The 14,003-nt window shown below is 64.0% G+C and carries 14 protein-coding genes and 1 rRNA gene; 13 read left to right on the top strand and 2 right to left on the bottom strand.

Translation table 11 applies throughout. The annotated features are described in order from the left end of the window. Positions 1 to 6 precede the first annotated feature (6 nt). From rrf to R5C80_RS02205, 4 genes are all read left to right on the top strand, one after another. Positions 7 to 122 (top strand): 5S ribosomal RNA (rrf, locus tag R5C80_RS02190). A 207-nt stretch (positions 123 to 329) separates the two neighbouring features. Beyond that, a complete protein-coding gene (locus R5C80_RS02195) occupies positions 330 to 989 on the top strand; it encodes a paraquat-inducible protein A (RefSeq protein ID WP_046854155.1) in 660 nt (219 codons plus the stop codon). Next, entirely contained in the window at positions 976 to 1,599 is a 624-nt protein-coding gene (locus R5C80_RS02200; RefSeq protein ID WP_110604845.1) for a paraquat-inducible protein A, read from the top strand. The genes R5C80_RS02195 and R5C80_RS02200 overlap by 14 nt, the downstream gene beginning before the upstream one ends. Continuing rightward, positions 1,592 to 3,892 carry a PqiB family protein gene (locus R5C80_RS02205; RefSeq protein WP_031314796.1) on the top strand — a complete coding sequence of 767 codons (2,301 nt, stop codon included), beginning with the start codon at positions 1,592 to 1,594 and terminating at the stop codon, positions 3,890 to 3,892. Before R5C80_RS02200 ends, R5C80_RS02205 begins: the two co-directional genes overlap by 8 nt. Before the next feature lie 199 nt (positions 3,893 to 4,091). Here R5C80_RS02205 and rpsT read toward each other — a convergent pair whose 3' ends face one another. Continuing rightward, a complete protein-coding gene (gene rpsT / locus R5C80_RS02210; RefSeq protein ID WP_023533220.1) occupies positions 4,092 to 4,370 on the bottom strand; it encodes a 30S ribosomal protein S20 in 279 nt (92 codons plus the stop codon). A gap of 249 nt (positions 4,371 to 4,619) precedes the next feature. Here rpsT and murJ point away from each other — a divergent pair, with 249 nt between their 5' ends. The 6 genes from murJ (at position 4,620) to ispH (ending at position 11,955) form a co-directional block, all read left to right on the top strand. Then, the gene (murJ, locus tag R5C80_RS02215) at positions 4,620 to 6,158 is read left to right on the top strand and encodes a murein biosynthesis integral membrane protein MurJ (protein ID WP_038706820.1); all 1,539 of its coding nucleotides are present in this window, start codon (positions 4,620 to 4,622) and stop codon (positions 6,156 to 6,158) included. Between the two features lie 118 nt (positions 6,159 to 6,276). Beyond that, entirely contained in the window at positions 6,277 to 7,227 is a 951-nt protein-coding gene (ribF, locus tag R5C80_RS02220; RefSeq protein WP_104444893.1) for a bifunctional riboflavin kinase/FAD synthetase, read from the top strand. Beyond that, positions 7,224 to 10,055 (top strand): isoleucine--tRNA ligase, encoded by a 2,832-nt coding sequence (ileS, locus tag R5C80_RS02225; protein ID WP_023629751.1) that lies wholly within the window; start codon positions 7,224 to 7,226, stop codon positions 10,053 to 10,055. Before ribF ends, ileS begins: the two co-directional genes overlap by 4 nt. Further along, positions 10,048 to 10,563 (top strand): signal peptidase II, encoded by a 516-nt coding sequence (gene lspA, locus R5C80_RS02230; RefSeq protein WP_023629752.1) that lies wholly within the window; start codon positions 10,048 to 10,050, stop codon positions 10,561 to 10,563. The genes ileS and lspA overlap by 8 nt, the downstream gene beginning before the upstream one ends. Beyond that, positions 10,556 to 10,993 (top strand): FKBP-type peptidyl-prolyl cis-trans isomerase, encoded by a 438-nt coding sequence (locus R5C80_RS02235; RefSeq protein ID WP_023629753.1) that lies wholly within the window; start codon positions 10,556 to 10,558, stop codon positions 10,991 to 10,993. Before lspA ends, R5C80_RS02235 begins: the two co-directional genes overlap by 8 nt. Before the next feature lie 14 nt (positions 10,994 to 11,007). After that, on the top strand, positions 11,008 to 11,955 hold the full coding sequence (gene ispH / locus R5C80_RS02240) for a 4-hydroxy-3-methylbut-2-enyl diphosphate reductase (RefSeq protein ID WP_110604844.1): 948 nt from the start codon (positions 11,008 to 11,010) through the stop codon (positions 11,953 to 11,955). Position 11,956: 1 nt separating this feature from the next. Here the strand turns inward: ispH and R5C80_RS02245 are convergent, their stop codons facing one another. After that, positions 11,957 to 12,436, bottom strand: coding sequence for a GspH/FimT family protein (locus R5C80_RS02245; RefSeq protein WP_289678250.1), 480 nt, complete (start codon positions 12,434 to 12,436; stop codon positions 11,957 to 11,959). Positions 12,437 to 12,544: 108 nt separating this feature from the next. Here R5C80_RS02245 and pilV point away from each other — a divergent pair, with 108 nt between their 5' ends. Genes pilV through R5C80_RS02260 form a run of 3 tightly spaced genes read left to right on the top strand, consistent with a single transcriptional unit; the run spans position 12,545 to position 14,003 of the window. Then, complete coding sequence (gene pilV / locus R5C80_RS02250) at positions 12,545 to 12,904, top strand: type IV pilus modification protein PilV (RefSeq protein ID WP_110604843.1); 360 nt, start codon at positions 12,545 to 12,547, stop codon at positions 12,902 to 12,904. Beyond that, entirely contained in the window at positions 12,901 to 13,536 is a 636-nt protein-coding gene (locus R5C80_RS02255) for a PilW family protein (RefSeq protein ID WP_110604842.1), read from the top strand. Before pilV ends, R5C80_RS02255 begins: the two co-directional genes overlap by 4 nt. Next, the gene (locus R5C80_RS02260; protein WP_110604841.1) at positions 13,533 to 14,003 is read left to right on the top strand and encodes a hypothetical protein; all 471 of its coding nucleotides are present in this window, start codon (positions 13,533 to 13,535) and stop codon (positions 14,001 to 14,003) included. The genes R5C80_RS02255 and R5C80_RS02260 overlap by 4 nt, the downstream gene beginning before the upstream one ends.

A 14,003-nucleotide genomic window follows, 5' to 3' on the forward strand; every position in this document is an offset into this window, starting at 1 on the left:
GAATTTCTTGACGACCATAGAGCATTGGAACCACCTGATCCCATCCCGAACTCAGCAGTGAAACGATGCATCGCCGATGGTAGTGTGGGGTTTCCCCATGTGAGAGTAGGTCATCGTCAAGATTCATTTCGCAAAACCCCTATCTGCGCGAGCAGGTAGGGGTTTTGTCTTTGTGCCCGGAAAACGCTACGGGTGCCGACTTGCCGGCGATGCGCCCTGCTCACGGAAAATGTGACTCGAACACCGATACAGTTCCTCATACTGGCCACCTCCCACAATTCGAGTCGGAACACTAGAATAGAGCCGACGTCTCCATTCAGACCCCCTTTATGCCTAACCCTGTAGAACCCGAAGCGCTCGCGCAGCTGCCGCTGGATGAGCTGGTGGCCTGCCACGAGTGCGACCTGCTGATGCGCAAAGTCTCGTTGCAGACTGATGAAAAGGCGCAATGCCCACGTTGCGGCTACGAGCTGTACGCCCATCGCCACAACCTGGTCAACCGTAGCCTGGCCCTCGTCCTGACCGCCCTGTTGCTGTATGTGCCGGCCAACTTCCTGCCCATCATGCAATTGCACCTGCTCGGCCAGACCTCCGACGACACGGTCTGGAGTGGTGTGCTTGGGCTATACAATTCAGGGATGCGTGGCATCGCCGTGGTGGTGTTCCTGTGCAGCATGGCCATTCCCCTGCTCAAGCTGCTGTGCCAGCTGGCGGTGTTGCTGAGCATCCGTCTCGACTTCGGCCGCAGCTATGGCCTGCTGATCTATCGTATCTACCACCACCTGCGTGAGTGGGGGATGCTCGAGGTGTACTTCATGGGCGTGCTGGTGGCCATCGTCAAGCTGGTCGATCTGGCCGAGCTGAGCATTGGCCTGGGTCTGTTCTGCTTCATCAGCCTGCTGCTGGTGCAGGTCTGGCTCGAAGTGGTGATGTCACCGCACCAGATTTGGGTGGCCTTGTCGGGGGAGGACGTCCATGCGGGCGATTGATGCAGGCATCCTGGTATGCACTGAATGTCATGAACTTAATCGTCAGGAGCCCGGCAGCACCTCGCAGAGCTGCACCCGCTGCGGGGCAGTGGTACATGCCCGGCGGCCCAACAGCATCGTGCGTACCTGGGCGCTGCTGATTACCTCGATGATCCTCTATATCCCGGCCAACGTGCTGCCGATCATGACCGTCAGCGCTCTCGGCCAAGGCAGCCCGGACACCATCATGTCCGGCGTGATCACCCTGATGAAGCACGGCATGTTGCCGATCGCCGCGGTGGTGTTCATTGCCAGCATCCTGGTGCCCACCTTCAAGCTGGTGGGCATCGCCCTGCTGCTCTATTCGGTACAGCGCCACCAGCCGCTGTCGGCGCGGCAGCGCATCCTGATGTATCGCTTCATTGAATTCATCGGCCGCTGGTCGATGCTGGACATCTTCGTCATTGCCATTCTCGTGGCCGTGGTGAATTTCGGCCGCATCGCCAGTGTCGAAGCCAACCTGGGCGCCGTCGCCTTCGCCTCCGTGGTGATCCTGACGATGCTCGCCGCTTTAACTTTCGATCCCCGACTGATCTGGGACAACACGGAGTCGGATGACGACCATGAGTGACTTGCCTACGGCTAAAACCCGCCCAGCTTCGAACTGGTCGGCCATCTGGATCCTGCCGCTGATTGCCTTGGCAATCGGAGGCTGGCTGGCATGGCAAGCCTATAAGGATGCTGGCATCGAGATCCAGGTGCGCTTCGAAAGTGGCGAGGGCATCGTCGCCAACAAGACCGAGGTTATCTATAAAGGCATGTCGGTGGGCAAGGTGGTTGCCCTGGTGCTGGATGACAAGGGGGACAACCGTGGTGTCATCGCCACCATCGAGATGCGCAAGGAGGCAGGCCCGCACCTGAACAAGGGCACGCGCTTCTGGCTGGTCAAGCCGAGCGTCAGCCTGGCAGGCATCTCGGGCCTGGAGACGCTGGTTTCGGGCAACTATATCGCCGTCGACCCTGGAGACGGAGAGCCGACCAAGCGCTTCACCGCGCTCAAGGAAGCGCCGCCACTGTCGGATGCCGAGCCTGGCTTGCACCTGACCCTCAAGGCCGAGCGGCTGGGCTCGCTCAACCGCGACAGCCCGATCTTCTACAAGCAGATCCAGGTCGGTCGGGTGAAGAGCTATCGCCTGTCCGAGGATCAGGGCACGGTGGAGATCAAGGTGTTCATCGCGCCAGCCTATGCCAGCCTGGTGCGCAAGCACACACGTTTCTGGAATGCCAGCGGGGTCAGCATCGATGCCGACCTGTCCGGGGTGAAGGTACGCACTGAATCGCTGTCGAGCATCGTGGCCGGGGGTATCGCCTTTGCAACGCCTGAGAACCGCAAGGACAGCCCGCCCACCGATCCAAGCCTGCCGTTCCGCTTGTACGAGGACTTCGACGCGGCCCAGGCCGGTATCCGCGTCAAGGTCAAGCTCAGTGATTTCGAAGGCTTGCAGAAGGGGCGCACGCCAGTGTTGTACAAGGGCATCCAGGTTGGCACGCTCAAGGATCTCAAGGTCGAAAGTGACCTGGCCAGCGCAACGGCCGAGCTGACCCTGGACCCGCTGGCCGAGGACTATCTGGTTGAAGGCACACAGTTCTGGGTAGTCAAGCCGTCGATCTCGCTTGCCGGTATCACTGGCCTCGAGGCGTTGGTGAAGGGTAACTACATCGCGGTCCGCCCGGGCGAGCCAGGCGCCAAGCCCCTGCGCGAGTTCGAGGCGCGTCCCAAGGCGCCGCCACTGGACCTGAAGGCGCCCGGCCTGCACATGGTGCTGTTCGCCGATACCCTGGGCTCGCTGGAAGTGGGTAGCCCGGTGATGTACCGCCAGGTGCGCGTGGGCAGCGTGCAGAGCTACCAGTTCGCTCGCAACAGCAAGCGCATCCTGATCGGTGTGCACATCGAGAAGGAATACGCCAACCTGGTCAACGGGTCTACGCGCTTCTGGAATGCCAGCGGCATCACCTTGACCGGGGGGCTGTCGGGGATCCAGGTCAAGAGTGAGTCGCTGCAGACGCTCATGGCCGGGGGCATCGCTTTCGATACGCCGAAGCCGGATGTACCGCTCAAGCGTCGCATCCCGCGCTTCCGTCTGCATGAAAGCCAGGACGCGGCCAACCGGGCCGGAACCCTGATCACCATTCGCGTGGACCGCGCCGATGGCCTGAAGCCGGGCACGCCGATCCGTTTCCGCGGCCTGGATGTGGGCAGTGTCGAGAGCGTCGACCTGACCGGCGACCTGCAGGCGGTCCTGCTCCGTGCGCGGATTACCCAGGCGGCCGAGCGTATCGCCCGCACCGGTACGCAGTTCTGGGTGGTCAAGCCTGCATTGGGCCTGGTGCGTACCGAGAATCTCGACACGCTGATTGGCGGTCAGTACCTGGAGGTGCTGCCGGCGCTCAAGGATAAAGGGCCGCAGCGTGACTTCATCGCCCTGAGCGATGCCCCCGAGGTGAAGGGTGAGGAGGTCGGCCTGCCGTTGACCTTGAGCGCGGCGCGCCGTGGTTCGATCAAGCCAGGCGTGCCGGTCACCTACCGGGAGATTGCAGTGGGCAAGGTCACCGGCTTCGAGCTGGGCCAGACCGCCGACCGGGTGCTTATCCACATCCTTATCGAGCCTCGCTATGCCGGGCTGGTGCGTGGCGGCAGCCGTTTCTGGAACAGCAGTGGGTTTGGTTTCGACTGGGGCTTGTTCAAGGGGGCCACGGTGCGCACCGAGTCGTTGGAAACCTTGATCGACGGTGGGATTGCCTTTGCCACGCCCGATGGCGAACAGATGGGTAATCCTGCGCGACCGCAGCAGACCTTCGCGCTGTTCGACAAGCCGGAGGATGAATGGATGCAGTGGGCGCCGAAGATCCAGATCGGCAAGTAATGATGGGGGGCCGCTATGCGGCCCTTTCGCCGGCGAGCCGGCTCTCACGCCGACCGCGTTGGCCTCAGGATATTCTGTGGCAGCCGGCTTGCCGGTTGACTCGAAGACACCGGTGCTAATGCAGCCTTGGCGAGTAACGAGAAAATCACAGGCATAAAAAAACCGACCCTAGGGTCGGTTTTTTCGACAAGAACGTCGCTTAGGCAGCTGCAGCTTCTTTCAGTGCCTTGATGTGGCCATTCAGACGGCCTTTGTGGCGAGCAGCTTTGTTCTTGTGGATGATACCCTTGTCGGCCATACGGTCGATTACAGGTACAGCCAGAACGTAAGCGGCTTGCGCTTTTTCGGCGTCTTTTGCGTCGATGGCCTTGACTACATTCTTGATGTAGGTACGGACCATGGAACGCAGGCTGGCGTTGTGGCTGCGACGCTTCTCAGCCTGTTTTGCACGTTTCTTGGCGGAAGGTGAGTTGGCCACCGTCGAGCTCCTCGAAAGACTTTAGGTAAATAGCAAACAAAATAGGCCGCGAATCATGCCGATGAGTCGATCGGATGTCAAGGCCACCTGCAAGGTTCCGCCGAGTGGTGAGCCAACAGGAGGGAAATATTCCTTTCTGTCGCACGACCTGTAAACTCGGGAATTTTTGGCTCCCCTGCGAAGGCGCGGGAGTATCGCACATTCGGACGCTGTCTGCAGCGTCCTCTGCCCCTGGCGTGAAACTTTTCGATGAACCTGCTCAAATCCCTGGCTGCGGTCAGCTCCATCACCATGATTTCCCGGGTGCTCGGCTTCGTGCGCGATACCATCCTGGCGAGGGTGTTCGGCGCCGGCATCGCCACCGACGCCTTCTTCATCGCCTTCAAGCTGCCCAACCTGCTGCGGCGGATATTCGCCGAAGGCGCGTTCTCCCAGGCCTTCGTGCCGATCCTCGCCGAGTACAAGACCCAGCAGGGCGAGGAGGCCACCCGCACCTTTGTCGCCTATGTCAGTGGCCTGCTTACCCTGATCCTGGCATTGGTCACCACCATCGGCATCCTTGCCGCGCCCTGGGTGGTCTGGGCGACGGCACCGGGTTTCGTCGACAGCGCAGAGAAGTACGAGCTGACCACTTCGCTGCTGCGGGTGACCTTTCCTTATATATTGTTGATCTCGCTGTCGTCGCTGGTCGGCGCGATCCTCAACACCTGGAATCGCTTCAGCGTGCCGGCGTTCACCCCCACGCTGCTCAACGTGGCGATGATCGCCTTCGCCGTGCTGCTCACGCCCTACTTCGACCCGCCGATCATGGCCCTGGCCTGGGGCGTGCTGGCCGGTGGCCTGGCGCAACTGCTGTACCAGCTGCCGGCGCTGAAGAAGATCGGCATGCTCGTGCTGCCGCGCCTGAACTTGCGCGATACCGGTGTGTGGCGCGTGCTCAAGCAGATGCTGCCGGCCATCCTCGGGGTGTCGGTGAGCCAGATCTCGTTGATCATCAACACTATCTTCGCTTCCTTCCTGGTGGCCGGCTCGGTGTCCTGGATGTACTACGCCGACCGCCTCATGGAACTGCCCTCCGGCGTGCTCGGCGTGGCCCTGGGCACCATCCTGCTGCCGACCTTGGCCAAGACCTACGCCAACCAGGACCGTGAGGAGTATTCGCGGATCCTCGACTGGGGCCTGCGCCTGTGCTTCCTGCTGGTGCTGCCCTGCACCCTGGCCCTGGGCATCCTCGCCGAACCGCTGACCGTGGCGCTGTTCCAGTACGGCAAGTTCAGTGCCTTTGACGCGGCGATGACCCAGCGCGCGCTGGTCGCGTATTCGGTGGGGTTGATGGCGATCATCCTGGTAAAGGTGCTGGCACCTGGCTTCTATGCGCAGCAGAATATCCGCACACCGGTGAAGATCGCGGTGTTCACCCTGGTCTGCACCCAGTTGCTCAACCTGGCCCTGGTCGGCCCGCTGGCCCATGCCGGGCTGGCCCTGGCGATCAGCCTGGGCGCTTGCCTGAACGCCGGCCTGCTGTACTGGAAGCTGCGCAGCCAGCAACTGTTCCAGCCGCAACCGGGCTGGACGATGTTCCTGCTCAAGCTGGTGCTGGCGGTGGCGTTGATGTCGGGCGTGCTGTTGCTGGGCATGCACTACATGCCGGCCTGGGAGCAGGGCAACATGCTCGAGCGCTTCGTGCGCCTGGGCGCCCTGATCGTCGCCGGCGTGGTGACCTATTTCGGCTGCCTGTACCTGTGTGGTTTCCGCCCACGGCACTTCGCCCGCAAGGCGTTGCACTGAGGCGCGAAAAGGGTCAGGCGTCGGTTTTTCGCATTCCACACTCCAGGGTGGCGCTGCTGCCTGTCACCAGCGCCCGGGTGTGGTTATAATCGGCCACTTTATGAGCAAGAAGCGCGTTATGCAGCTGGTTCGAGGTCTTCACAACCTGCGCCCCGAGCACCGGGGCTGTGTCGCCACCATTGGCAACTTCGACGGGGTCCACCGCGGCCACCAGGCGATCCTCGCACGCCTGCGCGAACGTGGCCAGGCACTCGGCCTGCCCACCTGCGTGGTGATCTTCGAGCCACAGCCTCGCGAATATTTCGCCCCGGATACCGCGCCGGCCCGCCTGGCGCGCCTGCGTGACAAAGTCGAGTTGCTGGCCGCGGAGGGCATCGATCGGGTGCTGTGCCTGTCGTTCAATCAGCGCCTGAGCCAGCTCAGCGCCGAGCAGTTCGTCAAGGCAGTGCTGGTCGATGGCTTGGGCGTGCGCCACCTCGAAGTGGGCGATGACTTCCGTTTCGGCTGCGACCGCGCCGGTGATTTCGCTTTCCTCACCGAAGCCGGCAAACGCCATGGCTTCAGCGTCGAGGCGGCCAACACCGTCATCCAGGATGGCCTGCGGGTCAGCAGCACCGAAGTGCGCAAGGCCCTGGCCGAGGGCGACTTCGAGCTGGCCGAACACCTGCTGGGCCGTCCGTACCGCATTACCGGCCGCGTGCTGCATGGCCAGAAGCTGGCCCGCCAGCTCGGCACACCTACCGCCAACATCCAGCTCAAGCGCCGTCGCGTGCCGCTGTCCGGGGTCTACCTGGCCAGCATCGAGATCGACGGCCAGCAGTGGCCGGGTGTCGGCAATATCGGAGTACGCCCCACCGTCGCCGGTGACGGGCGTCCTCACCTGGAGATTCATCTCCTGGACTACGCCGGTGACCTCTATGGCCGGCGCCTGACGGTGGAATTCCACCACAAGCTGCGTGAAGAGCAGCGTTTCGCCTCCCTGGAGGCGCTGAAGTCGGCGATCGACGCGGACATCGCCGCCGCACGTGCCCACTGGCACGCTCAACCGCTAACGAAGAGCCTGAAATGACCGACTACAAAGCCACGCTTAACCTTCCGGACACCGCCTTCCCCATGAAGGCCGGCCTGCCTCAGCGCGAACCGCAGATCCTGCAGCGCTGGGACAGCATTGGCCTGTACCAGAAGCTGCGCGAAATTGGCAAGGATCGTCCGAAGTTCGTCCTGCACGACGGCCCGCCCTATGCCAACGGCAAGATCCATATCGGTCATGCGCTGAACAAGATTCTCAAGGACATGATTGTCCGTTCGAAGACCCTGTCGGGTTTCGACGCCCCGTATGTACCGGGCTGGGACTGCCACGGCCTGCCGATCGAGCACAAGGTCGAGGTCACCCACGGCAAGCACCTGACCGCCGACCGCACCCGCGAGCTGTGCCGCGAGTACGCCGCCGAGCAGATCGAGGGGCAGAAGACCGAGTTCATCCGCCTGGGCGTGCTGGGTGATTGGGACAACCCGTACAAGACCATGAACTTCGCCAACGAGGCCGGCGAGATCCGCGCCCTGGCCGAGATGGTCAAGCAAGGCTTCGTGTTCAAGGGCCTGAAGCCGGTGAACTGGTGCTTCGATTGCGGTTCGGCCCTGGCCGAAGCCGAAGTCGAGTACGCCGACAAGAAATCCCAGACCATCGACGTCGCCTTCCCGGTCGCCGACGAGGCCAAGCTGGCCGCTGCCTTCGGCCTGGCCGCGCTGGCCAAGCCCGCCGCCATCGTGATCTGGACCACCACCCCGTGGACCATCCCGGCCAACCAGGCGCTGAACATCCACCCGGACTTCACCTACGCCCTGGTCGATACCGGCGAGCGCCTGCTGGTACTGGCCGAGGAGCTGGTCGAGTCGTGCCTGAAGCGCTACGCGCTGGAAGGTTCGGTCCTCGCCACCGCCCCGGGTTCGGCCCTCGAGCTGATCAACTTCCGTCACCCGTTCTACGATCGCCTGTCGCCGATCTACCTGGCCGAATACGTCGAGCTGGGCGCCGGTACAGGCGTGGTGCATTCCTCGCCCGCCTACGGTGAAGACGACTTCGTTACCTGCAAGCGCTACGGCATGGTCAACGACGACATTCTCACCCCGGTGCAGAGCAACGGTGTGTACGTCGAGTCGCTGCCGTTCTTCGGCGGCCAGTTCATCTGGAAGGCCAACCCGGCCATCGTCGACAAACTCAGCGAAGTCGGCGCGCTGATGCACACCGAAACCATCAGCCACAGCTACATGCACTGCTGGCGCCACAAGACCCCGCTGATCTATCGCGCCACCGCGCAGTGGTTCGTCGGCATGGACAAGCAGCCCACCAGCGGCGACAACCTGCGCGAGCGCTCGCTCAAGGCCATCGAAGAGACCAAGTTCGTTCCGGCCTGGGGCCAGGCGCGCCTGCACTCGATGATCGCCAACCGCCCGGACTGGTGCATCTCGCGTCAGCGCAACTGGGGCGTGCCGATCCCGTTTTTCCTGGACAAGCAGACCGGCGAATTGCACCCACGTACCGTCGAACTGATGGAGGAAGTGGCCAAGCGCGTCGAACAGCAGGGCATCGAAGCCTGGTTCAAGCTGGATGCCGCTGAGCTGCTGGGCGATGAAGCCGGCCAGTACGACAAGATTTCCGATACCCTCGACGTCTGGTTCGACTCGGGTACCACCCATTGGCACGTGCTGCGTGGCTCCCACGATATCGGCCACGCCACCGGCCCGCGCGCCGACCTGTACCTGGAAGGTTCCGACCAGCACCGCGGCTGGTTCCACTCTTCCTTGCTGACCGGCTGCGCCATCGACGGCCACGCGCCTTACCGCGAGCTGCTGACCCACGGCTTCACCGTGGACGAGAACGGCCGCAAGATGTCCAAGTCGCTGGGCAACACCATCGAGCCGGAAAAGGTCAACAACACCCTGGGTGCCGACATCCTGCGCCTGTGGGTGTCCGCCACCGACTATTCGGGCGAGATGGCCGTCTCCGAGCAGATCCTGCAGCGCAGCGCCGATGCCTACCGCCGCATCCGCAACACCGCGCGCTTCCTGCTTTCCAACCTGTCTGGCTTCGACCCGGCCCGCGACCTGCTGCCGGCCGAGGACATGCTGGCCCTGGACCGTTGGGCAGTCGACCGCACCCTGCTGCTGCAGCGCGAGCTGGAAGAGCACTACGGCGAGTACCGTTTCTGGAACGTCTACTCGAAGATCCACAACTTCTGCGTGCAGGAGCTCGGTGGCTTCTACCTCGACATCATCAAGGATCGCCAGTACACCACCGGCGTGAACAGTGTCGCCCGCCGCTCCTGCCAGACCGCGCTGTACCACATCAGCGAGGCGCTGGTGCGCTGGATAGCGCCGATCCTGGCGTTCACCGCCGACGAGATCTGGCAGTACCTGCCGGGCGAGCGCAACGAGTCGGTGATGCTCAACACCTGGTACCAGGGCCTGACGGAGCTGCCGGCCGACGCCGAGCTGGACCGTGCCTACTGGGACCGTGTGATGGCGGTCAAGGCCGCAGTCAACAAGGAGCTGGAGAACCAGCGTACCGCCAAGGTCATCGGCGGCAACCTGCAGGCCGAGGTCACCCTGTTCGCCGAAGAGGGCCTGACCGCCGACCTGAACAAGCTCGGCGATGAGCTGCGCTTCGTGCTGATCACCTCGGCCGCCAGCGTGGTGCCGTTCGTCCAGGCTCCGGCCGATGCCGTGACAACCGAGGTCGAAGGGCTCAAGCTGAAGGTCGTCAAGTCTGGCCATGTCAAGTGCGGCCGTTGCTGGCACTTCCGCGCCGATGTGGGCAGCCATCCGGAGCATCCGGAAATCTGTGGCCGTTGCGTCGATAACCTGAGCGGTTCCGGTGAGGTGCGCCACTATGCCTAACGCTTCCGCGGGGCGCTTTGGGCGCCTTGCCTGGCTCTGGCTGAGCCTGGTGGTGCTGGTCCTCGACCAGGCCACCAAGGTCTACTTCGAGGGCGCGCTGAGCCTGTACCAGCAGATCGTGGTCATCCCCGACTACTTCAGCTGGACCCTGGCCTACAACACCGGCGCGGCGTTCAGCTTCCTGGCCGACAGCTCCGGCTGGCAGCGCTGGCTGTTCGCGCTGATCGCCGTGGTGGTCAGCGCCGTGCTGGTGGTCTGGCTCAAGCGCCTGGGGCGCAACGAGACCTGGCTGGCCGTGGCCCTGGCGCTGGTGCTGGGCGGTGCATTGGGCAACCTGTACGACCGCGTGGTGCTTGGCCATGTGGTCGATTTCATCCTGGTGCACTGGCAGAACCGCCACTACTTCCCGGCCTTCAACCTGGCCGACAGCGCCATTACCGTGGGCGCGGTGATGCTGGCGCTGGATATGTTCAAGAGCAAGAAGTCCGAGGAAGCCGTCCATGACTGAGACCCGTATCGGCCAGAACACCGAAGTCACCCTGCACTTCGCGCTGCACCTGGAAAACGGCGACACCGTCGACAGCACTTTCGACAAGGCCCCGGCCACGTTCAAGGTGGGTGACGGCAACCTGCTGCCGGGCTTCGAAAACGCTCTGTTCGGCTTCAAGGCCGGTGACCAGCGCAAGCTGAGCATCGCCCCGGAGAACGCCTTCGGCCAGCACAACCCGCAGAACGTACAGGTGATGCCGCGCTCGCAGTTCGAAGGCATGGAGCTGTCCGAAGGGCTGCTGGTGATCTTCAACGATGCCGCCAACACCGAGCTGCCGGGTGTGGTCAAAGCGTTCGACGACAACCAGGTGACCATCGATTTCAACCATCCACTGGCTGGCAAGACCCTGAACTTCGAGGTGCAGATCCTCGACGTGAAGGCCGTGTGAGCCTGGAGCCGAGCATGCAAATCAAACTCGCCAACCCGCGCGGCTTCTGCGCCGGGGTCGACCGTGCGATCGAGATCGTCAACCGCGCCCTGGAAGTCTTCGGCCCGCCGATCTACGTGCGCCACGAAGTGGTGCACAACAAGTTCGTGGTCGAAGACTTGCGTAACCGTGGCGCGGTGTTCGTCGAAGAGCTGGACCAGGTGCCGGACGACGTCATCGTCATCTTCAGCGCCCATGGCGTTTCCCAGGCCGTGCGCCAGGAAGCCGCCGGCCGTGGCCTGAAAGTGTTCGACGCCACCTGCCCGCTGGTGACCAAGGTGCATATCGAGGTGGCCAAGTACAGCCGTGATGGCCGTGAGACCATTCTCATCGGCCACGAAGGGCACCCGGAAGTCGAAGGCACCATGGGTCAGTACGACGCCAGCAACGGCGGCGCCATCTACCTCGTCGAGGACGAGGACGATGTTGCCCAGCTGCAGGTGAATGATCCTGACCACCTGGCCTTCGTCACCCAGACCACCCTGTCGATGGACGACACCAGCCGGGTGATCGACGCCCTGCGCGCGCGCTTCCCGAACATTGGCGGCCCGCGCAAGGACGACATCTGCTACGCCACGCAGAACCGCCAGGACGCCGTCAAGCAACTGGCCGACGAGTGTGACGTGGTACTGGTGGTCGGCAGCCCCAACAGCTCCAACTCCAACCGCCTGCGCGAGTTGGCCGAGCGCATGAGCACGCCGGCCTACCTGATCGACGGTGCCGAGGACCTGCAACGCAGCTGGTTCGATGGTGCCGAGCGTATCGGTATCACCGCCGGTGCCTCGGCGCCCGAGGTGCTGGTGCGTGGCGTGATCGAGCAGCTCAGGGCCTGGGGCGCCACCGGCGCCGAAGAGCTCGACGGCCGCGAAGAGAACATCACCTTCTCGATGCCCAAGGAACTGCGGGTTCGCTCGCTGATCTGACTCAGTCACCTGCACAGCGGCGGCCCTCGTCGCTGCGCAGGCTGACCCGGCCACTGGGGCTCAGCACCACCTGATGCTGGCTGCCAGGCCCGCTGCGCTGGCAGATGTCCAGCGTGATACCGACAAAGCCTTCCCCTATCGGTGCGCCACGCTTGCTGAAGCGCACCTCCCGCGCAGAACTGGCCACTACCTTTACGGGCTTGGCCAGGCGATGTTCGCGCAACACCTGGCCGTCGTGTTCCTGCGACACACGCCAACCCTTGCCCCAGTCACCTTGCAGTGGATGAACCGTCAGCGCCAGCTGTTGCAGCGCGGCCTGGTTGCGCGCAGCGCGCAGTGCCTGCGCCAGTTCCCGGGCTGCGGCGGCCAGTTGCAGGGTTTCGCCGAGCCTGGCGTAGGCCGTTATCCCCAGGTGTGTCAGCAGGCTGCCAATTGTCAGTGCGCACATCATTTGTAGCAGTGTTACGCCTTGTTGCCTCACCGTGCATTCCTCCCTGGAAGTGCTTCGCTGTAGCTTCCGGCCTGGCCGCGCGAGGCGCCAGTCAGGCGGTTCGGGCAGACGGCGAGGAAAGATCCCAGGAGGGTGGCGATGTGGGCGAAGGAAGGTGGGATGACGCTGCTGGAGGTGCTGCTGGCGATGACGGTGCTGGCGCTTGGGGTGTTCGCCGCGGCGGCCTTGCAGGTGCGTGGCATGCAGGTGGCCGAGAGCGCCCTGCGTGACGGTCAGGCGTTGCAGCTGGCCCAGGGCATGTTCGAGCGGGTGAGGGCCAGCGGCACGCTCGAAGCGGGGGAGGAGAGTGCCTGGCGCTCGCGGGTCACCCAGGTGCTTGGCACCTCGGCGCAGGGGCTGATCAGGCGCCACGCCGGCATGCTGGAGCTGCAGGTGAGCTGGCCGGCCCAGGCTGAAGGGCGCCCGCCCTTGCAGTTGCAGGGCAGGGTGCTGCCATGAAACGCGGGCAAGCAGGCGCCGGGCTGGTCGAGGTGTTGCTGGCCGTGGCCCTGGGGGCGTTGTTGCTGGTGACGGCGAGCCAGTTGTTCGGCCAGGCCTATCAGGCCTGGCGGCTACAAGGCGCGGCGGCGAGGCTTCAGGATGATGCGCGCCTGGTCCTGCAGCGCCTGGCCGAGGACATCCGCATGGCGGGCATGTTTGGCTGCCTGCGCCTGGAAGCGGCGGACTTCACCGATCCGCAGGCTGCGCTAGCGTTCGCCAGGCCGATCGAGGCCAACGCTGACAGCCTCACGCTGGTAGGCGCCGAGCTGCCGGGATTGCTCGGCGCGCCGGACTGGACCGTGCTCACCGACTGTCGCAGTTGGGCGCAGGTCCTGCGTGGCCAGCATGTGCCTGGCGATGCCCTGCTGGCCTTGCCGGTGCGCCGGGTTACCTACCGCGTACGCAATGGCAGCCTGATGTTCACCAGCAACGCCCAGCATGCCAGCCTGGTCGACAATGTCCGGGCCCTGCGGGTGCGTCATGGCGACGGTCGCGTCGATATCGAGTTGCTCATGCAGGACCGCGAGCATCGGCTGGAGCAGCGCCATGCCCTGAGCGTGGCCGTGCGCAATCCAGGGGATGACGCATGAGCCGCCAGCGTGGCGTGGTGCTGTTGCTGGCCCTGAGCCTCAGCCTGCTGCTTGGCCTGCTGACCGCGCTGGGCATGCGCGAAGCCTTGCTGCAGGCGCGGCAGGTCGGCGAACAATGGCGCAGGGCGCAGGCTTTCGAACAGGCCGAAGCCAGCCTGGTGGAAGGCGCCGCGTTGCTGCCAGGTGGCTTGCCTGCGCTGTGCCTTGACTGCCTGCCACCCGCACTGCCGACGGCCTCACCTGCCGCGCCGTGGCGAACCACCGACAGTGGCTATGTCCTGCTCCAGCATCTGGGGCAGACACGCCGTGCCGTCGGCCTGCCGCCGGAGCAGCGGGTCGACCTCGTGCGGATCACGGCGCTGAGCCGCCAGGTGCGCGGCCGGCAGTTCCTGGAAGCGGTGTATGCCGTGGACGGGCAGGGCAATATCGGACGCATCAGCTGGCGCCAACGCCTGGAGGAGAGCTGA

This window comes from Pseudomonas sp. On1 (assembly GCF_033783325.1).

Coding starts and splice junctions, on each gene's coding strand:
- R5C80_RS02200 (WP_110604845.1), top strand. CDS start 976: ATGCGGGCGATTGATGCAGGCATCCTGGTATGCACTGAATGTCATGAA.
- murJ (WP_038706820.1), top strand. CDS start 4,620: ATGAACCTGCTCAAATCCCTGGCTGCGGTCAGCTCCATCACCATGATT.
- ileS (WP_023629751.1), top strand. CDS start 7,224: ATGACCGACTACAAAGCCACGCTTAACCTTCCGGACACCGCCTTCCCC.
- R5C80_RS02255 (WP_110604842.1), top strand. CDS start 12,901: ATGAAACGCGGGCAAGCAGGCGCCGGGCTGGTCGAGGTGTTGCTGGCC.
- lspA (WP_023629752.1), top strand. CDS start 10,048: ATGCCTAACGCTTCCGCGGGGCGCTTTGGGCGCCTTGCCTGGCTCTGG.
- R5C80_RS02235 (WP_023629753.1), top strand. CDS start 10,556: ATGACTGAGACCCGTATCGGCCAGAACACCGAAGTCACCCTGCACTTC.
- R5C80_RS02260 (WP_110604841.1), top strand. CDS start 13,533: ATGAGCCGCCAGCGTGGCGTGGTGCTGTTGCTGGCCCTGAGCCTCAGC.
- R5C80_RS02195 (WP_046854155.1), top strand. CDS start 330: ATGCCTAACCCTGTAGAACCCGAAGCGCTCGCGCAGCTGCCGCTGGAT.
- R5C80_RS02205 (WP_031314796.1), top strand. CDS start 1,592: ATGAGTGACTTGCCTACGGCTAAAACCCGCCCAGCTTCGAACTGGTCG.
- ribF (WP_104444893.1), top strand. CDS start 6,277: ATGCAGCTGGTTCGAGGTCTTCACAACCTGCGCCCCGAGCACCGGGGC.
- ispH (WP_110604844.1), top strand. CDS start 11,008: ATGCAAATCAAACTCGCCAACCCGCGCGGCTTCTGCGCCGGGGTCGAC.
- pilV (WP_110604843.1), top strand. CDS start 12,545: ATGTGGGCGAAGGAAGGTGGGATGACGCTGCTGGAGGTGCTGCTGGCG.